This is a genomic window from Mycobacterium sp. (assembly GCF_965277065.1).
Taxonomy (GTDB): Bacteria; Actinomycetota; Actinomycetes; order Mycobacteriales; family Mycobacteriaceae; genus Mycobacterium.
This window is the reverse complement of record NZ_CBDIBT010000016.1, coordinates 140,964-162,010: the sequence shown is the minus strand read 5'-3', so window position 1 is coordinate 162,010 and position 21,047 is coordinate 140,964. Positions and strand designations below refer to the sequence as shown.

The window sequence follows — 21,047 nt, the reverse complement described above, 5'->3', positions numbered from 1 at the left end:
GATCAGTCGTCTTCGCCGAGAATCAAGTAGATCTCGCGGCGAGCGTTATTGATGATCTCAAGGATGCGCTGCTGCTGCTCGGTGCTTGCGGCGTGCGCGGATTGCGCTACAGCGCCGAACAATTGGCCGACAGCCGCGCGCAGGTTGAGATGGGCCGGGTCCACGCCGTCGGCGATCTCGTCCCACGGCGGGGCGGCGACCTTTTCGGCGGCTTCCCGGCCGGTGTCGGTCAGCTCGAAGAGCTTCTTGCTGCCTTCGGTTTCGGTGCCGACGATCAGGCCCTCGTCGACCAGCAACTGCAAGGTCGGATATACCGAGCCGGGACTGGGCTTCCACAGGTCCTGGCTGCGCTCGGCAACCTCCTGGATGATCTCGTAGCCGTGCATCGGTCGCTCGGCGAGCAGCACCAGGATGGCGGCACGGACATCACCTCGACGACCGCGCCGGCCGCCGCCGCGGCGTCCACCGCGTCCACCGGGGCCGAAGGCACCGGGGCCAAAGCCTGGGCCGAAGCCCGGACCGAAGCCGCCGGGACCGAACCCGCGGCCGCGGCCGAAACCGGGTCCGAACGGCCCGTCACGCCCAGCTCGACCGCTTTCGTGTCCTCGGACGTAGTCCCGGAACTCGCGGCGGGCCTGCCTGCGCTGCTCGTGGAGGGCACGGCGGTCCTGGGCTGCAAATCCAAAGCCCGAAGGCCCCGGTTCACCTGCGAAAGGCCTGCCCAGATGCGGCACGCCCGCATCAAAGAATGGGTTGTTCATTGGTTGATCTCGTTTCTGGAAAGGTGGCGCCGGATACGCTACCGATACTATGACGATATATCGGTATCTATCGTTATGCAAGTGCGGATTCGCGACTAGCGGTTAGATGAGGCGGTTTGCGGGTTCCTGGGGCGGGGTAGGACTTAGCCATGAGTCAGGAGAATGTCGAGGTCAAACACCTCCAGGGCCAGGGCCGCGACGCACCCTCTGCCGGGTCTCGCGGCACCGGACGGGGCCCCCGTCGGCGACTGTGGCTTAACTGGGGACTCGCCGTCCTGACCGCGGTCGCCGCGGGCATCACGATGGCGGTGGCCTTGGGCGCGGTGATGAGCACCGCGGCTTGCAGCGATAAGGCTTGCCCCAACTTGGGCCCGCGTGGAATCAGTTTCGACACGCTGTACTACGGCGCGCCCGCTATCGCGGTGGCGACGATCGTCCTCTCGATCTTCACGGCGCGGCGTCGATGGGGTTTCGTGATTCCCGTGACCGCGTTGGTGCTGCTGATCGCCGACATGGCGATCATTGCCGTCACGGTCGCGCAGTGACGGCGCTACCGACCCGGCGCATACCTGTGATGAGAGGGCAGCCCCGGGTAGGGCCGTAACCGGGCCAGTTCTCTGCGGTGTCGCTCGGCGAGCACCGCGGCCAGAACCAGTTGCGGCGGTGTACCCGGCGGGGGTGGAGGACCTACCCGGTTGAGCACGTCGCCGGCTATCCGATATGCCATCTGATCGCGCAGGTGCGGGTCGAGTTGTTGTGCTCGCGAGAGGAATTGGCGCGCGACGTCGGCGTGCTCGGCACCGAGTCCGGACAGCTGCAGCGATGCCGCCCACCATGCCAGCTGCGGTGGCATCAGCGGGGGTGGACCCAACTCCGGACCGCGTTCGCTGATCACGATGGTGCCGGCGAAGATATCGCCGATGCGTTTGGCGCTCGGCGAGAGCATGCTGCAGATCACCGCAGGACTGCCCAGCAGCATCCATATCTCCACGATCGACGACAGCGCACGAAACAGCGCCTGGCGGAAGCGCTCCGGGCCGCCGTCGTCCGACACCACCCGCAGACCCATCACGATCTTGCCGACCGTGCGGCCACGCGTCGCGGTCTCCAGAACCAGCGGATAGCCGACGAACACCAACACCGTGAAGATGATGATGACCGCCGCGACCACGGCTTCGTCGAAATGTCCGAGCGTGCCCGCCCACAGCGTCAGCGCAATCAGGTAGCCGATGATGATGACGGCGATATCTATCAGCGCGCTGACCGCCCGCACCGGCAGCTGGGCAACCCGCACGTCGAGCACCACCGCGTCCCCGGTCACCACCTCCGACATACTGCGCACGGTACCCGCGGCTAGTCGCGGCTAGTCTCGGTCCGGTGGACGTCGATGCGTTCGTGCTTGCTCATCGCGACAGCTGGGACCGTCTCGAGCAACTGATCAGAAGCCGCAACCGGCTCAGCGGTGCGGAGATCGACGAACTCGTGGGGCGCTACCAACGGGCGTCGACGCACCTGTCGATGCTGCGCTCGAGTTCCTCCGATTCCGCCCTGGTCGGACGGCTTTCGAGTCTGGTCGCACGGGCCCGCGCTGCGGTCACCGGGGCGCATGCGCCGCTGTCGAGCGAGTTCACCCGGTTCTGGACGGTGTCGTTCCCGGTGGTGGCGTACCGCGCCTGGCGGTGGTGGCTGGCGGCAGCGGTTGTTTTCTTCGCGGTCACTGCGGCGATCGCTCTGTGGGTGATGGGCAGTCCAGAAGTGCAGTCGACGATCGGAACACCAAGCGAGATCGACGAATTGGTCAATCACGACTTCGCCTCCTACTACAGCGAGCATGCGGCCGCGGCCTTCGGTCTGCATGTCTGGGTCAACAATTCCTGGGTGGCTGCCAAGTGCATCGCGTTTTCCGTCGTGCTGGGGGTGCCGATCCCGTTCGTGCTGTTCGCCAACGCCGCCAACCTCGGCGTCATAGCCGGGCTGATGCTGCAGGCCGGTAAGGCCGACGTGCTGTTCGGGCTGCTGTTGCCGCACAGCCTGCTGGAACTGACGGCGGTATTCCTGTCGGGCGCCGTCGGCATGCGACTGGGCTGGTCGGTGATCGCGCCGGGTGACCGGCCCCGTGGGCAGGTGCTCGCCGAGCAGGGCCGAGCGGTGATCTCGGCCGCCGTGGGTTTGGTTGTGGTGCTGTTGGTTTCGGGTGTGATCGAGGCGTTCGTCACGCCTTCCCCGCTGCCGACGTGGGTGCGGGTCGGCATCGGGGTGCTCGCCGAGGCGGGCTTTCTGACCTACGTGGTGTATTTCGGCCGGCGCGCGGTGCGGGCCGGCGACACCGGTGACATCGCCGATGCACCGGACGTCGTCCCAATCCGCTGAGCTACAGCCGTCCAGCGGCTTTCATCGCCAGATAGCGGTCGGCCAGTGCGGGCGCGAGTTCAGCGGGCGCCGCGTCGATGACCTCCACGCCGCTGTGGCGCAGCCGCGACGCGATCGCCGATCGCTCGCTGCGTGCGTGTTCGGCGGCGGCCGCGTCGTACACCGCGGCCGCATCGGATCGGCCCCCCGCCAACTCGTCGACCCTCGGGTCGGCGACCGCGGCGACGATCACCTGGTGCTTGGTCGAGAGCAGGGGAAGTACCGGCAGCAAGCCCTCGTCGAGAGCGCTTGCGTTGAGGTCGGTCATCAGCACCACCAGAGCGCGCCGACGGGTACGTCGTATCACCGCGGAAACCATTGCAGTGGAATCGGATTCGATCAGGGCAGGTTTCAACGGCGCCATCGCCTCGACCACGCTACTCAGGAGTTCGGTTCGTTTCGCGCCGAACACCCCGGCCCTGGTCACCCGGTCGTGGGCGAGGAAGTCGACGGTGTCACCGGCCCGTGAGGCGAGCGCCGCCAGCAGCAGCGCGGCGTCCATGGACCAGTCCAGCCGCGGCCAGCCGTTGGGGTCGCCGGCCGTCGGGTCGACCCCGACGCGTCCGGCGGCGGTGCGCCCGGTGTCGAGCACGATGACGACCCGCCGGTCGCGTTCCGGCCGCCAGGTGCGGACCACGACGTCGGACCGACGAGCGGTCGCCCGCCAATCGATGGAGCGGACGTCGTCACCGACCACATACTCACGCAGCGAATCGAATTCGGTGCCCTGGCCACGTGTCAAGGTGGGTAGCAGCCCGTCCATCTGCCGGAGCCTGGCCAGCCGCGACGGTAAGTGCTTGCGGGACAGGAACGGGGGCAGCACCCGCACCTCGCCGGGCACCTGGCGTGATCGTTGCCGGCCTGCCATGCCCATCGGGCCGATCGAACGCGCGGTGATCGCCGCCGAGTGCTGGTCGCCGCGACGGTTCGGTCTCAGGCATGTGTCCACCCGCAGGACCTGTCCGGCGGCGATATCGACGGCGTGACTTGCCGGTTCGGCCAGGGTACTGGGTGGCCAGGCATCGCGAATGCGTCCGTTGAAGTGACGTCGACCGGTGTTGTGGATCACCAGCCCGAGAGTCACCGGCTCGCCGAGCCGAACCGAGCCGTTCGGCAGCCGGGTGTATTCCAGCCTTGGCGGGCTGGCCGCCAACCCGACGTCAGCGGCGACCATGACCGCGAGCAGACTCAGCAGCACGATGAAAGTCGTTGCCGGCCATGGTGATACCACGATCGGCAGTACGCACAGCAGTGCGATCTGGCCGGTTCGCTCGGTCAACACCACTAGCGCGGCACCGGAACCGAGGCCAGGATGCCATCGAGTACGCCATCGGTGGTGGCTCCCTCCAGCTCCGCTTCCGGCCGGAGTAGCACCCGGTGCCGCAGCGTCGGACGGGCCATCGCTTTCACGTCATCAGGAGTCACGTAGTTGCGTCCGGAGAGCCAGGACCAGGACCGCGCGGTGGCGAGCAATGCGGTTGCGCCACGCGGTGATACGCCCAGCTGCAACGCGAGTGAGTGCCGAGTCGCGCCGGCGATGTCGACGATATAGCCGAGCACCTCGTCGGCTACCAGCACGCGACGTATCGCGTCGCGACCCGCGGCCAACTCCGCTGGGCCGGCGACCGGCCGGATCGCCGATAGGTCGCGCGGATCAAATCCCCGCGCATGCCGGCCGAGGATGGCGATCTCGGCGTCGCGCGGCGGCAGCGGCACCTCCAGCTTCAGCAGGAACCGGTCGAGCTGTGCCTCCGGCAATTGATAGGTGCCTTCGTATTCGATCGGATTCTGCGTCGCCGCAACGATAAACGGGTCGGGCAGCGGCCTGGCTTCGCCGTCGACACTGACTTGACGCTCTTCCATCGCCTCCAACAGCGCCGCCTGGGTCTTCGGTGGAGTCCGGTTGATCTCGTCAGCCAGCAGAAGGTTGGTGAAAACCGGACCGCTGCGGAAAGTGAATGCGGCAGTGCGGTTGTCGTAGACCAATGACCCGGTGATGTCACCGGGCATCAGGTCCGGGGTGAACTGGACGCGCTTGAAATCCAACTGTAACGCGGCCGCGAGAGACCGAATCAGCAGCGTCTTGGCCACGCCCGGTACGCCTTCGAGCAGCACGTGTCCACGGCATAGCAGCGCGACCACCAGCCCGGTGACCACCGCGTCCTGCCCCACCACCGCCTTGCCGATCTCGCCGCGCAGCGCGAGCAGTGCATGTCGCGCCGCTTGGGCCGCAGGCGGCTGAGCTGAGCTGGAGGGCGGTTGAGTCATGAATGTTTGACCTGCCTTTCGACGTCGTCGAGTGCATGAGTGAGCTGTACCAAGTCGGCGTCGGTGGGCGGGGGCGGGCCAAACATGATGAGCCGCAGAATCTCCGGGTCGGATCTGGTGCGGGCGGCGATCGACTGCAGCACCGCAGGAGGCTGGGCGTCGGCGACCAGACCGAGTCGGGGCAGCAGGCGCCGCAGCGTCGCGGTGCGCAGTGCCTCGGCGGCACGATCGCGGGTGCGCCGGGACCGGTACAGGCGACCGCGACCTTCGACCGTCTCCGACGCGCGGACCACCACGGGCAGGTCCTCGGCGACCAGCGGCCCGATCCGCCGGCCCTTCCACAACGCGATGAGGGTGACGGCCAGCCATAACTGAATGACCAGCCAGGTCACGTTCTCCGGAATGAGGTCGAATATCTTTGCCTTTGGCGACGATCCACCTTCGCTGTGTTGCGGTGCGAACCAGACCAGACGCGAATGCCCGCCGGCCAGGTTCATCGCCAGCGCGGCATTGCCGGCCCGCAGCAGGGCGCCGTTCGTCATGAACTCCGTGCTACCGAGCACGGTCACACTGCGGCCACCGTCGCGGTAGCGGACCAGCGCACCGCCGTAGCAGCTCGTCACGGTTGCGTCGCCGACGGCCCGGAAGGTGTCCGACGGCCCGAAGTCCACCGCTCCCGCTTGATTCGCCTCTCGCAGAGCGCAATCCGGGGCATCGTCGGCTGAAGCGGTTCTGGCGCTGCGGATTCCCGGGGACAGCGCGGCGCGTGCGCGCGATGTCGGCTCGACCAGCAACAGATCTCCAGGAGCGTCCGCAAGGCGCTTCATCAACGCCTCGGAGGTGACGCGCTGGGTTTGGCCGACCAGCAGCAGCGACTCCGGGCGCGCCGCGTTCACCGCCTCGTCCACGCTGATCGCGACCACGACGGTGACGCCACGCTCACGCAGCAGCGTGACCAGTGCGTGCGCGCCGTCGGGGCCGGTCGCTTCGGCATCCAGCCGGCCGCCCAGCCGGGGCGCTGTCAGATAGGTGGCTACTGCGGCGACCGCGCAGATGGTGACCAACGCGGTCAGCATCCACCACCATGGTCGCCGCCGCACCGGACGAGGCGTCTGGGTGACCGTCAACGGACCGGGGTCCACGAGTCGGGGATCAGGTGCTCGGATTGTCCGAATTGGCCCGCGGCGGAACGATGATGGAGGTGGCCGTCGAGATCGACGATCAGCTGGTAGGCGGCCTCGGTGCCGGTCCTCTCACCGTAGGTGACGTCGTTGAACGCCGTTGCCGACCGCGACAAATCTGCGGCCAGCGCGGGCAGCCGACCGGCAGCGTCGGCGGCCAGTTCGCTGGCGGTGCGGCCCGGCGCCGGATCCAGGGTGCCGTTCTCCTCCAGGCTGCGGGCCACCGCGCGCAGGCGGTGGCGGATCGCTGCGGTCCAATTCTCTTCAGCAGCATAGCGTTCCGCGATGGCGCGATGTTGGGCGGCGGTGAGCTGCCCGGCGTCGAACAGCTGGTGGTCGGCGCCGGCACGGGTGCGGATCGTTCGGCGCGCGATGCGAACGGCGACCACCATCGCTGCGATCAGCACGGTGAGCAGCACGATGATGGTCAGCCAACCGCCCGGAACCGACGAGCCTTTCTCGACGATGCGGTAGAGCAATTCGTGGATCCACTCGTGAACGCGTTGCGATACCGAGCCTTTGGGGTAGATCGGCTTGTCCAGCTCGCGCTGGGCGGCCTCGTGCGCGGCGTCGCGGTCGATGTCGATAGCGGGCATCGCCTTCAGTGTCCCGACACCGACCGAGTCAGCCACAGGTGGTCGCTCGACGCGGTGGCCGCCGGGCCTCGTGCGACGCCGGTCTGCAGCACGAGATCGAATGCCTCGCTGCGAATTCGGCGATCGGTATAGAGCAGGACCACCACGCCGGCGCTGAACGGAGCAGTAATGATCCGGCCGATCACCGCTCCGACGGCCCCGATCGTCGCCGCTGTCAGCGCGGGACCGGACCCGCCGGCCAGCTCACCGAGGAACTCGAACGGGACGGCGATGGCAGCCGCGATCAGCGTCACCACCAACCAGGTCAGCATCCGGATGCCGAGTATTCGCCAGAAGCTGTTTCGTACCAGAGCAAACGACCGCGTCATGGCGTCGATCACCGGGATTCCTTCGAGCACTATCAGGACGGGTGCGAACGTCAACGCCACGTAGAGATAGACCACGGCGGCGATCGACGTCAGCGCCAGCGGAAAGCCGAGGAGGACCGCCGCCGGCACGTTTCCCGCGGCGGCGGTGACCCCGATAATCACCCCCACCCCGCCCGCGAGCAGGATCAGCCCGGCGGCCTCGAGCGCAACCAGACCGAGCAGGGCTCCGAGACGCCCGCGAATCCGCGCCCACGCTTCGCCTGCGCCGATGCTGCCTCCGAACACGGCCCGCCCCACCACGACCGTCAGCATGCCGGTCAACAGGATGCCGGCCAGCCATCCGACCAGCCCGGCCAGCCCGCCGGACAGCATCCAGGCCCCGACGTCGCCCCCGGTGAGCTGATCGGGCGGTGCTGTTCTCAGCCGTCCGGCCGCGGCCAAGGGTCCGAGGGATGCGGCCAGCGACATGATCTGCGTGGTGACCACGACAATCGCGGTCAATCCCAGCGTGGCTCTGGGGTTGGCCCGGATGTAGAGCGCCGCACCATTGAAGATGTCGCTCAGGCTCAGCGGCCGCAGCGGGATGATCCCCGGCGTCCGCGGTCCGCGGACCGGCGGCCGCGGAGCGCCGTAGTGCGGCGGCGGGGGGTAGCCGGGCTGCCAACCGTAGACCGGTGGCGGCTGAGCCGGCGAGGGGTGGCGCGCGGCCGGATACGCCAGGCTCGGCGCGTAAGCCGGATGAGGCGCATAAGCGGGAGGACCGTAGCCGTTCGGCGGGAAGCCGCTGTAAGGGTAGTCGGGCGGCGGCGCGCTCACCAGGTGGAGCCGCCGTCGCGAAGCCCGGCATTGTCGCTGGCACGCATGGCTCCATACTGTCGAGCACCCGGCTATTTCTCAACGTGCCGCGGTCCGGCGCGTAGCGTCTCCGCCATGGCTGAACTCAAGTCTCGACTCCGCGCGGATCTCACCGACGCGATGAAGGCGAAGGACAAGCTGCGCACCGGGACGCTACGGATGCTGCTGGCCGCGATCCAGACCGAGGAGGTCTCCGGCAAGGCGGCCCGCGAGCTCTCCGACGACGAGGTGCTCAAAGTGCTGGGCAAGGAATCCCGCAAGCGGGGCGAGGCAGCGGAGATCTACACCCAGAACGGGCGCGGTGAGCTCGCCGCGAATGAGCATGCCGAGGCGCGGGTCATCGACGAGTATCTGCCGACGCCGCTCAACGACGCCGAAGTCGCCGATGTGGCCGACACCGCGATCGCGCAGGTGGCCGAGGAGTTGGGCGAGCGTCCGGGCCCCAGGCAGATGGGTCAGGTGATGAAGGCGGCTACCGCACTGGCGGCGGGTAAGGCGGACGGGTCGCGGTTGTCGAAGGCGGTCAAGGACCGTCTCTGACACGGTCCTTTTCAGTTAGCGGCGCAGGCGCCGTTTGCGGTGCGGCAGGTCACGGGTACCCGGTCGGCATGACGCGGTTCGGCTATACCCTGATGACAGAGCAGAGCGGTCCCAAAGACCTTGTACAGAATGCGATTTCGGCCGAGCACAGAGGCTTCGACTTCGAGGTCATGAGCGACCACTTCTCGCCGTGGCTGACATCGCAGGGGCATGCGCCCAACGCCTGGGCGGTGCTCGGCGCTGTTGCGCAGGTCACCGAACGCGTGGATCTCTTCACCTACGTGACCTGCCCGACCATGCGTTATCACCCGGCGATTGTGGCGCAGCAGGCGGCAACGGTGCAGATCCTCGCCGACGGGCGATTCACGCTGGGCCTGGGCAGTGGCGAGAACCTCAACGAGCACGTGGTCGGCAAGGGCTGGCCGGCCGTCACGCAGCGGCAGGACATGCTGCGCGAGGCGATCGACATCATCCGCAGCCTGATGAGCGGTGACCTGGTCGATTGGCGCGGCGACTACTACCAGGTGGACTCCGCGCGGCTGTGGGACCTGCCCGACGTCCCAGTCGAGATCGGCGTGGCGGTGGGAGGCAAGAAAGCGATCGACAAGCTCGGGACGATGGCCGACCACCTGATCGCGGTGGAACCCGACGCTGAGCTGGTGGGCGAATGGCACACCGCGCGCCAGGCCAAGGGGACCGCCGGTGGCGGTCGGGTCGTCGGGCAGATCCCGATCTGCTGGGACCATGACCGGGACGCGGCCGTCGAGCGCGCACACGACCAATTCCGCTGGTTCGGGGGCGGGTGGAAAGTGAACGCCGACTTGCCCACGCCCGCTGGCTTCGCCGGAGCCACCCAGTTCGTGCGGCCCGAGGATGTCGCCGACAGCATCCCCTGCGGCCCGGACCTCGATGTAATCGTCGATGCCGTGCGGCCCTATTGGGAAGCAGGATTCTCCGACATCGCCTTGGTTCAAATCGGTGGCGACACCCAAGAGCGATTCTTGAAGGAGGCCGCCGAGCCGCTGCTGGCCGCGCTCCGGTCAGCCGCTTAGAAAGAAGGACACCATGTCAAAATCGTTGCAAGGCAGGAAAATAGCCGTCTTGGCTGCCGACGGAGTCGAGAAGGTCGAGTTCGAGACCCCGCGCGCCCAGCTGACCGAGAACGGCGCACACGTTGTGCTGCTGTCGCTGAAAACCGGTGACATCCAAGCGCGTAACCACGATCTGGAGCCGGCCGGAACGATCCGCGTCGATCAGGCGGTGTCCGAGGCATCCGTCGACGATTTCGATGCGCTGGTACTGCCCGGCGGCACCGTCAACCCGGACAAGTTGCGGCTGGACAAGTCCGCAGTCGCATTCGTGCGTGACTTCGTGAACTCGGGCAAGCCGGTCGCCGCGATCTGCCACGGGCCATGGACTCTGGTGGAGGCGGACGTGGTGGCGGGCCGCACGGTGACGTCGTATCCGAGCATTCGCACCGATCTGAAAAACGCCGGCGCCAATGTCGTCGACGAAGAGGTCGCGGTGGACGGAAACCTGATCACCAGTCGCTCACCCGACGACCTTCCGGCGTTCTGCGCGAAGCTCATCCACCAGCTCAAACAAGCCCCGGTACGCGGCTGAGCCCTTTGCTAGGCGATCCTGTTTCGAGTTTGTTAATTATGGGCATTTGACTGTCAAAGGAGCCGTTAGCACTACGGCAATCAGCATTGTCGAAAGGCCGACGTGACCACCGCTTACTTTTCGCGCAATTCACTCGACACCAATGGTGTCTACGCACCGCAACACGATTCGCAACTACTGATCGACACGTTGCGCGAGACCGGACTGGCTCGGGGACGGCGGGTCCTGGACCTGTGCACCGGTAGCGGCGTGGTCGCGATCGCCGCAGCCGAGCGGGGCGCCGCGAGCGTGGTCGCGTTCGACATCTGCCCGCGCGCCGTGAGCTGCACGCGAGGCAATGCCGCGTATGCCGGTGTCAGCGTCGACGTTCTCGAGGGATCGTGGTCGGGTGCGCTGGATTACGCGCCGTTCGACCTCATCGTGTCGAACCCGCCCTACGTGCCCACCCCGCCGGCGGGCGACACCAACGTCATCCCGCTCACCGCGGGTCCGGCGCGCGCCTGGAACGCCGGGGTGGACGGCCGAATGGTGCTCGATCCGTTGTGCGAGTCCGCCGCGGGGTTACTGGATGTCGGTGGCTCGTTGCTGATGGTGCATTCAGCGTTGTCCGGTGTCGACAAATCGCTGGAATCCTTGAGGGCGACTGGGTTGAACGCCGAAGTCGTTGCCAAACAGCATATTCCCTTCGGTCCGGTGTTATCGGCTCGCGCCAATTGGTTGGAAGTCACCGGCCAGATCGAGCGCGGATGCCGGATCGAGGAGCTGGTCGTGATCCGGGCGGACAAACCGTGAAAGACCCGGTTCGGGTGCAGGTGGTGCCGAACGGTCCGGTGTTGATACCCGGGCCGGTGAGCATCGAGACTCCCAATGGTGACGTCGTCGAATCGGACCGCTTCATGGTGGCCATCTGCACGTGCCGTCGCAGCAAGATCTACCCGATGTGTGACACCAGCCACCGGCGCTGTCGGCCTGCGGTGCAGCCGAATTCAGCCGAGCGGCCGTCGTAACGACGTCTCGTCGGCTTTCCACGACGCCGTGATCACATCGGCGAGCCGGTCTTCGACGACGGCGTTCGCGCAAATACCGAACACCACGTCGCTGTCCAAGTGCGGCTCACGCGCGACCAACGCACCCACAACGTCGTGACGCACCACCTGCTCGTGCACCGCATCGGCCTCGACGTGTTCGCTATAGAACGCGACACATTCCGTCGGTGCGTCCAAACGCCGTAGCGCCTCGACCAACCGGCGGGAGCCAGGCGACGAGGTGATCTCAGTCGCAGCGAAATGCCCGACTGCGGCTCCGCGGAGCTGGCGGTGTAATCCGAACAGAGACATCAGGTTTACCACCGCCAGCGACTCCGCGGGAACAACGTCGAGGTAGGCAAGGTAGGTCGCGTCGAGTCCGGCGGCCGTCAACAGATCGGCGAACAGCTGCTGGTGAACTCTGTCCCCGCGCCCCGCTCCGTACTCGTCGTATTCGACCGCCACGAACGATGCCTTGGCCTGACCGCTGAGGCGGGGGATCACGAAGGCGTGCGGGTCGCCTTCTTTGAGGTGGTACAGCGACCGGTGCACGAAATATTCGAGCATCTGCGACCAAGTTCCGTTGTCGCGCAACCAGTATGACGGCCCTGACCCGCCGGCGGATTCGATCGACAGATCGTCCATCTCCGCCTTGGCGGTCCGATCGGCATCGATGGGGCCGACGTCGCCGCGCACCGCGGCCAGGAACACGCGTTCTAATTGTGCTCGTAGATGGAGCAACGCGGGATTCCACTCCCACGCCGGGTCGACGCCGGCGAAACCGCGATAGTGCAGTTCGTAGCACATGTACAGCGCAAGTTGCAGATCCAGACCGTAGGGGTCCGAGTCGTCGACCGGCGCGTCGATCTGGGTCAGCTGGTCGTGCGGGGCGGGCTCGGCGAGGCTACGCCGGACCGCCGTCGACAGCGGGCCGTGCGCGGCCGGCAGCCGAGGTTCGACGATTGTTTGTGCGGAGGTCACGGGAGCGTGTACCCACGCATCCGCCCATGTCAAACGGGCCAGTCGCAGCCGGTCAGCTCGACGGAGAGGTGCCAGAGGCGTGATTGATCAACCCCTCGTCATTGGCCGATCTGATCACGTCGTTCGGGTTCTATCAGTCGGTGAAGCCAAAGAAAGCTCCGATCCGACTACGGATCGGAGCTTTGACTTTGACGACGCGAGTCGGGGTGGCGGGATTCGAACCCACGACCTCTTCGTCCCGAACGAAGCGCGCTACCAAGCTGCGCCACACCCCGATTGAAGCTTCGACAGCGTATCGCACCGACCCGGCAGCCTCCTAAAGCGCACCGATATCGTTTCTTGGCAGCGATCTGCGCCACACCCGGCGTGGAATAACTCGGTAGTGGGCATCGCTGAATAGACTGATAACGCACGATGTGCAAGGAAAGCGGGTAAATCATGACGGTGTTGGGTGCCGTGGTGTTCGGCGGAATCCTCGCCCTCGGTGTGCTGTGGCTGCTGGTTACTGCTCCCGGCAGCGACGTCGATCAGGCGTGGAGCGACGCCCAGTGGGCCGAGCACGGTGACCCGGTCGGCGCGGCCGCAGCCGGGTCTGGAGTTTTGACCAGCTGACCGCGACGGTTCAGCCCACGGAATACGTGGGCTGCGACCGAGCGAGGCCGTGTTGCGCCTCCCGGCCCCCGGTGGGCGCCGCGATCAACGTCAACAAGGTTGCCTCCGGCCGGCAGCAGAACCTCACGGGCGCATACGGCGACGTCCCGATCCCGGCGGACACGTGCAACCGCATATCGGAACCCCAACGCGACGGCCCCTTGGCCCGCGACCGGTCCAGCCCCGAATTGGTCACCAACGCTCCATAGAACGGTAGGCACAGTTGCCCGCCATGCGTGTGGCCCGCCATCACCAGCTGGTAGCCGTCCGCGGCGAACCGGTCCAGCACCCGGGGCTCCGGCGAATGAGTCAGCCCCAGACGGAGATTGGCTGCCGGGCTGGCCGGGCCCGCAATCGCGTCGTAGCGGTCCCGCGCGATGTGCGGGTCGTCGACGCCAGCGGCCGCAATGTGCAGACCCGCCACCTCGAACTCGCGGCGATTGTGGGTCAGGTCGAGCCAGCCACGCTCGGTGAAGGCCGCCCGCAGATCCTGCCAGGGCAGCGGCTGACCCCGGACCCGGTGGCCGGGCTTGGTCAGGTAATTCAGCGGGTTCTTCGGGCGCGGGCCGAAATAGTCGTTGCTGCCGAAGACGAAGACGCCCGGCACCGAGAGCAGGTCGCCAAGGCTCTGCACGACCGACGGCACCGCCCGGGGGTGCGCCAAGTTGTCGCCGGTGTTGACGACGAGGTCGGGCTCCAGGCCGGCGAGCTCACGCAGCCACGCCTGCTTGCGGCGCTGACCCGGCCGCATGTGGAGGTCGCTGATGTGCAGCACCCGTAACGGCGACGATCCCGGGTCCAGTACAGGGATGGTCAGTTCGCGAAGCACGAACGCATTGCGCTCGATGAGCGAGGCGTAGCCGACCCCGGCGACAGCCGATCCGAGGACGAGGGCGCCGGTGCTTTTCAGTGCGGTGAGGGTCCGACGACGTTGCAGGCCGGAAGGGCCCGCAGGGAATTCCGACAGCGCGGTGATAGCCGATGGCATGCAGGCCAGCCTACTGCGGATAGCCGCGTGCAGGCGCGTCACACACCAGCAGACCGGCTAGGGAGGCGGTGGCGCCAGGATCGGGATGGTGATCGGCGGAAGACCCGGTATCTCGATCACCTGCGAGCCCACCGGCGCCGGAGGCAGGCCATCCGGTGGTGGGAGCGGTGCCGGGGGAATGCCGTTGCTGGTCTGAATGGTGATGACCGCGCCCGGAATCGTCTGGCCGTTGGGGGAGGTGCCAACCACCTCGCCGTAGCGTGCGCTGCTGTTGATCGACGCGGGCTGTTCGGAAACCTGGAAGCCGGATTCTTTCAACCGCTGGCGGGCGGCGTCGACGTCGAGACCGGCGACGCTGGGCACCCGGGATCCGGGACCACCTTCGACGTACTCCCGATCAGTCGGCGGCAACTTCACGTCACCGAAGAGGGTGGCGATCGGCTTCATCGCGGTGAACCAGGTGCGGGCCGGCTCGTTACCGCCGTAGAGGTTGCCGTCGCCGCAGCGCCGCAACGGCGAGGAGCACAGGTCCGAGGGCGACGTGGAGTCGTCGTAGATGTAGTTCGCCGCCGCGTATTGGTTCGTGAAGCCGACGAAGCCCGACGACCGGTGCGCCTCGGTGGTGCCGGTCTTACCCGACACCGGCAGATTCCAGCCGGCCGCTCCGGCAGACCCAGACGCGGTGCCGCCGCCGAGTGCGTCCTTGCTCATCGCATTGGCCAGTGTGTTGGCCAGGCCCTCGGGGACCACCTGGTCGCATGCCTCGGTGGTGACGGCGACCTGGTTGCCGTTGCGGTCGATCAGCTTGTCGATGGGGTTCGGTGGGCACCACATGCCGCCGGATGCCAATGTCGCTGCGACGTTGGACAATTCGAGCGCGTTGAGTTCGAACGGGCCGAGTGTGAACGAGCCGATGTTCTGCCGCTTGATGAAGTCGGCCAGGCTCTCGTTGCTCTCGGGGTCGTAGTTGCGGGCGCTGCCGGGTTCGGCGTAGGACCTCAGCCCGAGCTTGACTGCCATGTCGACCGTCCGCTGAACACCCACGAGTTGGATCAGCCGGGCGAATGCGGTGTTGGGCGAGGTGGCAAGCGCGTCGGTGACATTCATCGACCCGCGATAGTTGCCTGCGTTGACCACACACCACTGTTCCTTGGGGCAGCCCTTGGCACCGCCGTTGCCCATGCCCTTCGCCTGGAATCTGGCCGGCACATCGAGGTTGGTGTTGATCCCCATACCCATCTGCATGGCAGCGGCCGTGGTGAAGATCTTGAAGATCGACCCGGCGCCGTCGCCGACGAGTGAGAACGGTTGCGACCGCATCGTCTCGCCGGCCTCGGTGTTCAGCCCGTAGGTGCGGTTGCTGGCCATCGCGACGACCTTGTGCGCACTCTTCCCCGGCCTGATCACGCTCATGACGCTGGCAATGCCGTCGAGGGTCGGGCTGGCGAAGGTGTCGATCGCGTGCTTGCTCGGCTCCTGCACGTCGGGATCGAGGTTGGTGCGGATCAGGTAGCCGCCGCGCGCGAGCTGCTCCTTGCTGATCCCGGCGCGTGACAGGTAGGCCTGCACGTAGTCGCAGTAGAAGGCCCGGTCGCCGGCCGCGATGCAGCCACGCGGTAACTCCTTGGGCTGCGGCAGGATCCCCAACGGCTCGGCCTTGGCGGCGCGGATCGCGTCGGCTTCATTGGGCACGTTCTGGATCATGGTGTCCAGCACCAGGTTCCGCCGGGCCAGGGCGCCGTCCGGATTGACGTAAGGATTCAGCGCGCTGGTCGACTGGACCATGCCGGCCAGCAATGCGGCCTGCTGCCAATTCAGATCGGAGGCATTGATGCCGAAGTACGTCTGCGCCGCGTCCTGCACGCCGAAGGCGTTGTTACCGAACGACACCAGGTTCAGGTAGCGGGTCAGGATTTCCGGTTTGGTGAAGGTCTTGTCCAGGGTCAGCGCCATCCGGATCTCGCGCAGCTTGCGCGCCGGAGTGGTCTCGATGGCCGCGCGCTTCTCGGCGTCGGTCTGCGCGATCACCAGCAACTGGTAGTTCTTTACATACTGTTGCTCCAGCGTCGAGCCACCGCGGGTGTCGGCGTCGCCCGAGGCGTAGCCGGCCAGCCCGGTCAGGGTTCCCTTCCAGTCCACCCCGTTGTGCTCGGCGAAGCGCTTGTCCTCGATCGAGACGATGGCCAGCTTCATGGTGTTGGCGATCTTGTCGCTGGGCACCTCGAATCGGCGCTGGGAGTAGAGCCACGCGATGGTGTTGCCCTTCGCGTCCACCATCGTGGTCACCGCCGGGACATCGCCCTCGAGCAGCTGCGCCGATGCATTGCCGACGACCTCGGAAGCGCGGTTGGATACCAGCCCGATTCCACCGGCCACCGGGAACAGCAAAGCAGCGAGGATGACACTGGCGAGCAGGCAACAGCCGGCGAGCCTGGCGATGGTTACCGCAGTCGCGGGGCGCTCCGACATGGCTACTAGACTAGCGGCGCTCCGACAGTCGTATTCGCCAGTGGTCGCTGAAGGATTTTCTCTCCGGCCGCCGCGCCTCAGGTTTCTCTCAGTCGCAGCTCAGGCCGCTGTTAACCGCCTCTTTCGCCGGTTCCGCGCGTCCCTTCATGATCGGACTGCACGGGCGTCCCAAAAAAGCGTCTCCAGAATGTTGCGTAATTGGTACCTGACCACGTAGCTTATCCACACAATGAGATACAGGTAACACCGAGCAGCACAGTGTGGCATAGGTCGCATCGGAGTTCTGGATCACGCAGTGAGCGCCACTTGTGGCAATTAGCGAAGGGGAATCGCTGGTGTCAGCTATACGGACCGCGCCGCCTAAGACAAGCGCAGCACCGACAAACGCCACTCTTCAAGGGGTGGAGGCCGAGTCGAGAATCACATGGGTTTCCAAGGCGCTGTGCCGGGCTGCTGATCCTGACGAGCTGTTTGTGCGGGGGGCTGCGCAACGTAAAGCGGCGGTCATCTGCCGGCACTGCCCAGTGATGCTGGAGTGTGGTGCCGACGCATTGGACAACCGGGTGGAGTTCGGGGTCTGGGGTGGGATGACCGAACGTCAGCGGCGTGCGCTGCTCAAGCAGCACCCCGAGGTGGTGTCCTGGGCTGAGTTCTTCAGCACCCAGCGCAAGCACCGCAGCGTCGGCTGAACGTCTAACCGGTCGCGGTCAATTGATCGGCGATCGCGCGCAGCGCCTCTAAATCGGAAACGTCGAACGGTAGCGACGGGACCCCGACTATTGCGACGTGGGGATTCGCGCCGGTGAACCGCGACAGCAGCCGGATCTCCCGTTTGGACGTCGCCGCGCGATCGGCGTGAATCTGCAGGATGGCCTTGGTCAAAGCGTTGGCGCCGTCGCTCTCGAAGGTCTCGGCGCCGTCGATGGCGCGCTCGATCGGCAGCGAACACAGCATCGGGTGCGTCCGGTTCAGGATCAGCCCGGCCAACGGCATCTTCTCCTCCGACAGCCGGTCCACGAAGAACGATGCCTCCCGCAGTGCATCCGGCGCCGCCGCGGACACCACGACGAATTGGGTGCCGCGCCGCTTGAGTAATGCGTAGGTGCGGTCGGCCTTTTCCCGAAAGCCGCCGAAGGTCGCATCAAGCGACTGCACGAAACTCGCGGCGTCGGAGAGCATCTGCGAGCCCAGGACAGTCGACAGCGCCTTCATCGCCAATCCGACCGCACCGGTGACCAGTCGGCCGATCCCGCGGCCCGGCCCCAGCAACAGCTTCCACAGCCGGCTGTCCATGAAGCTGCCGAGCCGCTTGGGTGCGTCGAGGAAGTCCAGCGCGTTGCGGGACGGGGGCGTGTCCACCACCACCAGATCCCAGCGGTCCTCTGCCAGCAACTGGCCGAGCTTTTCCATCGCCATGTATTCCTGCGTGCCGGCCAGCGAGGTGGCCACCGTTTGGTAGAACTGGTTGTCCAAAATCGCCTGTGCGCGATCTCCCCCGGAGTACTGCACCACCATTTCGTCGAAGGTGCGGCGCATGTCGAGCATCATCGCGAAGAGCTCGCCGGATACCTCGTCAGCGAGCGGCACGCGTTGCGGGGTATTGCCGAGATCGCTGATTCCCAGCGCCTGCGCCAACCGCTTGGCCGGGTCGATGGTCAGGACCACCACGGTCCGGCCGTACTCCGCGGCCCGCAACGCCATGGCCGCTGCGGTGGTGGTCTTACCGACGCCACCCGCACCGCAGCACACCACCACCCGATTGGAGGTGTCTTCGAGGATGCCGGCGATATCCAGAACCGGCGGAGTGGTGCTCATCGGACTCCCTGCTGTGCAAGCGCGTCCGACAGCTCGTAAAGGCTGCCGAGGTCGACGCCGTCGGCGATGGTCGGCAGCTCCAGCCGCGGCACCTTCAGCTCGTCGAGTTGCTCCGCGGTCGACGCCCGCGCAGTGATCCGGGTGGCGTGCTGGATGGCCTCGGTCAGGAGGCCGGCGAAGTCGTCGTCGCCCAGCTTGATCCCGGCGGCGGCCAAGCCCGTCCGCACCGCGTCGGCGTCGACGTCACCGTCAGCGGCTTTGGTGAGGTCGTCGGGTTGCAGGTAAGCCGGAATATTGCGATTGACGATGACCGAGCCGATCGGTAAACCCAGCTTTTGCAGCTCGTCGATCGCCTCCTTGGTCTCCTGCATGGGCAACGCCTCCAGCAGGGTGACCAAGTGGATCACCGTCTGGTCGGAATGCAGGATCTTCACCACACCCTCGGCTTGGGAGTGCACCGGCCCGCCCTTGGCGAGGTCGGAGACCGCCTGGGTGACGTCCAGAAACCGGGCGATGCGACCGGTCGGCGGCGCGTCGACGACGATCGCGTCGTACACCGGGTTCTTGGACCCTTTTTCGATCCGGATCACGGATTCCTTGATTTTGCCGGTGAGCAGCACGTCACGCAGGCCCGGCGCGATGGTCGTCGCGAACTCGATCGCACCGACGCGACGCATCGCCCGGCCGGCGATGCCGAGGTTGTAGAACATGTCGAGGTATTCCAGAAACGCCGCCTCGATGTCGATAGCCAGCGCGTTCACCTGGCCGCCGCGCTCCGCGCTGGCGATCTTGAGCTCCTTGTAGGGCAGCGGCGGCACATCGAAGAGTTGCGCAATCCCTTGGCGCTCTTCGACTTCGACCAGCAGCACCTTGCGCCCACCGGAGGCCAGGGTCAGCGCCAGCGCGGCCGCAACCGTCGATTTGCCGGTGCCGCCTTTGCCGGTCACGAAATGCAGACGAGCCTTTGACAATCGCGATGGCCAGCTGACGTTGCTGCCGCCGCTCGATGTGGTCCCCACCCCTGCATGCTAACCGTGGGGCTTCGCGGCGCTGCCGATAAGCTCGGGATATGAGCCAACCCACAACCTGGGAATACGCAACAGTCCCGCTGTTGACCCACGCCACCAAGCAGATCCTCGACCAGTGGGGCGCCGACGGGTGGGAGCTGGTCTCCGTGCTCCAAGGCCCGACCGGCGAGCAGCACGTCGCGTATCTGAAGCGACCGAAGTGACCGCTGGATCTGCCAAGGCGCGGCTGGCAGAGCTCGGCATCGAGTTGCCGGCCGTCGCCCAGCCGCTGGGCTCCTATGTCCCAGTTGTCCGCAGTGGCAACCTGATCTACACCTCTGGGCAGCTGCCGATGCAGGACGGCGCGTTGGTGCACTCGGGCAAGGTCGGCGTCGACGTCGCGCCCGAACACGGCAAGGAACTCGCCCGGATCTGCGCGCTCAACGGTCTCGCGGCCATCGACTCGCTGGTCGGCATCGACTCGGTGACCAAGGTGGTCAAGGTGGTCGGGTTCGTCGCGTCGGCACCCGGATTCAACGGCCAGCCCGGCGTGCTCAACGGCGCATCGGATCTGCTCGCCGAGGTGTTCGGCGATGCCGGCGTGCATGCCCGCTCGGCGGTCGGCGTCGCGGAGCTGCCGCTGGATGCCCCGGTCGAGGTTGAACTGGTGGTCGAGGTCGGTTAGCGATTGTGACCGATACCGCCGATCCGTTGACGCATCCGGCCTACGGCCGGCTGCGTCCGGTGACTGACACCGCGTCGGTGGTGCTGGCCAACAACCCGGGCAAGATGACATTGGAGGGCACCAACACCTGGGTGCTGCGCGGCCCCGGCAGCGACGAAGTCGTCATCGTCGATCCCGGACCTGATGACGACGGGCACATCGCCGCTGTCGCCGGCGTCGGCCGCATCGCTCTGGTGCTGATCAGCCACCGGCACGGCGACCACACCGACGCCATCGACAAGCTGGTCGATCTGACCGGGGCGCCGGTGCGCTCGGCGGGCAGCGGATTTCTGCGCGGGCTGGCCGGCGAACTCATCGACGGCGAGGTGATCGACGCCGCGGGCGTACGGATCACGGTCTGGGCGACACCCGGCCACACCGCCGACTCGTTGTCCTTCGTTCTTGACGACGCGGTGCTGACTGCGGACACCGTGCTGGGCCGCGGAACGACCGTGATCGACAGCGAAGACGGCAGCCTGGCCGCCTATCTGGATTCGCTGCAACGACTGCGCGGCCTGGGCCGGCGAACCGTGCTGCCCGGTCACGGCCCCGACCTGGCCAACATCGAAGCGGTCGCGCAGGGCTATCTGGAGCACCGCGAACAGCGGCTCGATCAGATCCGCTCGGCATTGCGCACACTCGGCGACGACGCCACTACGCGCCAAGTCGTCGAGCATGTGTATGTCGACGTCGACGAAGAGCTGTGGGACGTCGCCGAATGGTCGGTGCAGGCCCAGCTGGACTATCTGCGGACTCAGTAGCGCGACCAGACAGAGAATCGCGTTA

The 21,047-nt window shown here is 66.6% G+C and carries 24 protein-coding genes and 1 tRNA gene; 12 read left to right on the top strand and 13 right to left on the bottom strand.

The genetic code is table 11. The features are described 5' to 3' along the window. Positions 1–2: 2 nt before the first annotated feature. Positions 3–761, bottom strand: a complete 759-nt coding sequence (locus ACQY5A_RS06545; RefSeq protein ID WP_428339574.1) for a PadR family transcriptional regulator — start codon at positions 759–761, stop codon at positions 3–5. A gap of 149 nt (positions 762–910) precedes the next feature. Here ACQY5A_RS06545 and ACQY5A_RS06540 point away from each other — a divergent pair, with 149 nt between their 5' ends. After that, entirely contained in the window at positions 911–1,306 is a 396-nt protein-coding gene (locus ACQY5A_RS06540) for a hypothetical protein (protein WP_428339573.1), read from the top strand. Between the two features lie 5 nt (positions 1,307–1,311). On the opposite strand, the gene ACQY5A_RS06535 is transcribed toward ACQY5A_RS06540, so the two are convergent. Continuing rightward, positions 1,312–2,094: an RDD family protein gene (locus ACQY5A_RS06535; RefSeq protein WP_428339572.1), complete on the bottom strand. Its 783-nt coding sequence runs from the start codon at positions 2,092–2,094 to the stop codon at positions 1,312–1,314. 44 nt (positions 2,095–2,138) lie between these two features. Between ACQY5A_RS06535 and ACQY5A_RS06530 the strand changes: the two genes are divergently transcribed. Continuing rightward, entirely contained in the window at positions 2,139–3,131 is a 993-nt protein-coding gene (locus tag ACQY5A_RS06530) for a stage II sporulation protein M (RefSeq protein ID WP_428339571.1), read from the top strand. Between the two features lies 1 nt (position 3,132). Here the strand turns inward: ACQY5A_RS06530 and ACQY5A_RS06525 are convergent, their stop codons facing one another. From ACQY5A_RS06525 to ACQY5A_RS06505, 5 genes are read right to left on the bottom strand one after another with little or no spacing between them, the layout of a single operon-like run. Then, positions 3,133–4,455 (bottom strand): DUF58 domain-containing protein, encoded by a 1,323-nt coding sequence (locus ACQY5A_RS06525; RefSeq protein WP_428339570.1) that lies wholly within the window; start codon positions 4,453–4,455, stop codon positions 3,133–3,135. Further along, on the bottom strand, positions 4,455–5,438 hold the full coding sequence (locus ACQY5A_RS06520) for an AAA family ATPase (protein ID WP_428339569.1): 984 nt from the start codon (positions 5,436–5,438) through the stop codon (positions 4,455–4,457). The genes ACQY5A_RS06525 and ACQY5A_RS06520 overlap by 1 nt, the downstream gene beginning before the upstream one ends. Further along, positions 5,435–6,580, bottom strand: coding sequence for a DUF4350 domain-containing protein (locus tag ACQY5A_RS06515; RefSeq protein WP_428339568.1), 1,146 nt, complete (start codon positions 6,578–6,580; stop codon positions 5,435–5,437). Before ACQY5A_RS06515 ends, ACQY5A_RS06520 begins: the two co-directional genes overlap by 4 nt. Next, on the bottom strand, positions 6,562–7,215 hold the full coding sequence (locus tag ACQY5A_RS06510) for a DUF4129 domain-containing protein (RefSeq protein WP_428339567.1): 654 nt from the start codon (positions 7,213–7,215) through the stop codon (positions 6,562–6,564). The genes ACQY5A_RS06515 and ACQY5A_RS06510 overlap by 19 nt, the downstream gene beginning before the upstream one ends. A 5-nt stretch (positions 7,216–7,220) precedes the next feature. Beyond that, a complete protein-coding gene (locus tag ACQY5A_RS06505; protein WP_428339566.1) occupies positions 7,221–8,399 on the bottom strand; it encodes a hypothetical protein in 1,179 nt (392 codons plus the stop codon). A 114-nt stretch (positions 8,400–8,513) separates the two neighbouring features. Between ACQY5A_RS06505 and ACQY5A_RS06500 the strand changes: the two genes are divergently transcribed. From ACQY5A_RS06500 to ACQY5A_RS06480, 5 genes are all read left to right on the top strand, one after another. Then, positions 8,514–8,978, top strand: a complete 465-nt coding sequence (locus ACQY5A_RS06500; protein ID WP_428339565.1) for a GatB/YqeY domain-containing protein — start codon at positions 8,514–8,516, stop codon at positions 8,976–8,978. A gap of 68 nt (positions 8,979–9,046) precedes the next feature. Next, a complete protein-coding gene (locus tag ACQY5A_RS06495; protein ID WP_428339564.1) occupies positions 9,047–10,030 on the top strand; it encodes an LLM class F420-dependent oxidoreductase in 984 nt (327 codons plus the stop codon). 13 nt (positions 10,031–10,043) lie between these two features. Beyond that, the gene (locus ACQY5A_RS06490) at positions 10,044–10,601 is read left to right on the top strand and encodes a type 1 glutamine amidotransferase domain-containing protein (protein WP_428339563.1); all 558 of its coding nucleotides are present in this window, start codon (positions 10,044–10,046) and stop codon (positions 10,599–10,601) included. Positions 10,602–10,703: 102 nt separating this feature from the next. Beyond that, positions 10,704–11,393, top strand: a complete 690-nt coding sequence (locus ACQY5A_RS06485; RefSeq protein ID WP_428339562.1) for a HemK2/MTQ2 family protein methyltransferase — start codon at positions 10,704–10,706, stop codon at positions 11,391–11,393. Further along, positions 11,390–11,608 carry a CDGSH iron-sulfur domain-containing protein gene (locus ACQY5A_RS06480; protein WP_428339561.1) on the top strand — a complete coding sequence of 73 codons (219 nt, stop codon included), beginning with the start codon at positions 11,390–11,392 and terminating at the stop codon, positions 11,606–11,608. Before ACQY5A_RS06485 ends, ACQY5A_RS06480 begins: the two co-directional genes overlap by 4 nt. Here the strand turns inward: ACQY5A_RS06480 and ACQY5A_RS06475 are convergent. Next, positions 11,588–12,607, bottom strand: coding sequence for an iron-containing redox enzyme family protein (locus ACQY5A_RS06475; RefSeq protein WP_428339560.1), 1,020 nt, complete (start codon positions 12,605–12,607; stop codon positions 11,588–11,590). The genes ACQY5A_RS06480 and ACQY5A_RS06475 overlap by 21 nt on opposite strands. Before the next feature lie 201 nt (positions 12,608–12,808). Further along, positions 12,809–12,882 (bottom strand) — tRNA-Pro (locus tag ACQY5A_RS06470). Between the two features lie 163 nt (positions 12,883–13,045). On the opposite strand from ACQY5A_RS06470, the gene ACQY5A_RS06465 reads away from it, so the two are divergent. Further along, positions 13,046–13,219, top strand: a complete 174-nt coding sequence (locus tag ACQY5A_RS06465) for a hypothetical protein (protein WP_428339559.1) — start codon at positions 13,046–13,048, stop codon at positions 13,217–13,219. Positions 13,220–13,229: 10 nt separating this feature from the next. On the opposite strand, the gene ACQY5A_RS06460 is transcribed toward ACQY5A_RS06465, so the two are convergent. Both ACQY5A_RS06460 and ponA2 read right to left on the bottom strand, forming a co-directional pair. Then, positions 13,230–14,246: a metallophosphoesterase gene (locus ACQY5A_RS06460; protein WP_428339558.1), complete on the bottom strand. Its 1,017-nt coding sequence runs from the start codon at positions 14,244–14,246 to the stop codon at positions 13,230–13,232. A 57-nt stretch (positions 14,247–14,303) separates the two neighbouring features. After that, positions 14,304–16,715 carry a transglycosylase/D,D-transpeptidase PonA2 gene (ponA2, locus tag ACQY5A_RS06455; protein WP_428339557.1) on the bottom strand — a complete coding sequence of 804 codons (2,412 nt, stop codon included), beginning with the start codon at positions 16,713–16,715 and terminating at the stop codon, positions 14,304–14,306. 335 nt (positions 16,716–17,050) lie between these two features. Here ponA2 and ACQY5A_RS06450 point away from each other — a divergent pair, with 335 nt between their 5' ends. Further along, positions 17,051–17,404, top strand: a complete 354-nt coding sequence (locus ACQY5A_RS06450) for a WhiB family transcriptional regulator (RefSeq protein ID WP_428339556.1) — start codon at positions 17,051–17,053, stop codon at positions 17,402–17,404. 4 nt (positions 17,405–17,408) lie between these two features. Here the strand turns inward: ACQY5A_RS06450 and ACQY5A_RS06445 are convergent, their stop codons facing one another. Both ACQY5A_RS06445 and ACQY5A_RS06440 read right to left on the bottom strand, forming a co-directional pair. Further along, positions 17,409–18,530 (bottom strand): ArsA family ATPase, encoded by a 1,122-nt coding sequence (locus tag ACQY5A_RS06445; protein WP_428339555.1) that lies wholly within the window; start codon positions 18,528–18,530, stop codon positions 17,409–17,411. Beyond that, a complete protein-coding gene (locus ACQY5A_RS06440) occupies positions 18,527–19,549 on the bottom strand; it encodes an ArsA-related P-loop ATPase (protein ID WP_428339554.1) in 1,023 nt (340 codons plus the stop codon). The genes ACQY5A_RS06445 and ACQY5A_RS06440 overlap by 4 nt, the downstream gene beginning before the upstream one ends. Before the next feature lie 50 nt (positions 19,550–19,599). Between ACQY5A_RS06440 and ACQY5A_RS06435 the strand changes: the two genes are divergently transcribed. From ACQY5A_RS06435 to ACQY5A_RS06425, 3 genes are read left to right on the top strand one after another with little or no spacing between them, the layout of a single operon-like run. Then, entirely contained in the window at positions 19,600–19,761 is a 162-nt protein-coding gene (locus ACQY5A_RS06435; protein WP_293004278.1) for a DUF4177 domain-containing protein, read from the top strand. Then, a complete protein-coding gene (locus tag ACQY5A_RS06430) occupies positions 19,758–20,222 on the top strand; it encodes a RidA family protein (RefSeq protein ID WP_428339553.1) in 465 nt (154 codons plus the stop codon). The genes ACQY5A_RS06435 and ACQY5A_RS06430 overlap by 4 nt, the downstream gene beginning before the upstream one ends. Before the next feature lie 5 nt (positions 20,223–20,227). Then, entirely contained in the window at positions 20,228–21,022 is a 795-nt protein-coding gene (locus ACQY5A_RS06425; protein ID WP_428339552.1) for an MBL fold metallo-hydrolase, read from the top strand. The last annotated feature ends 25 nt before the right edge of the window (positions 21,023–21,047 follow it).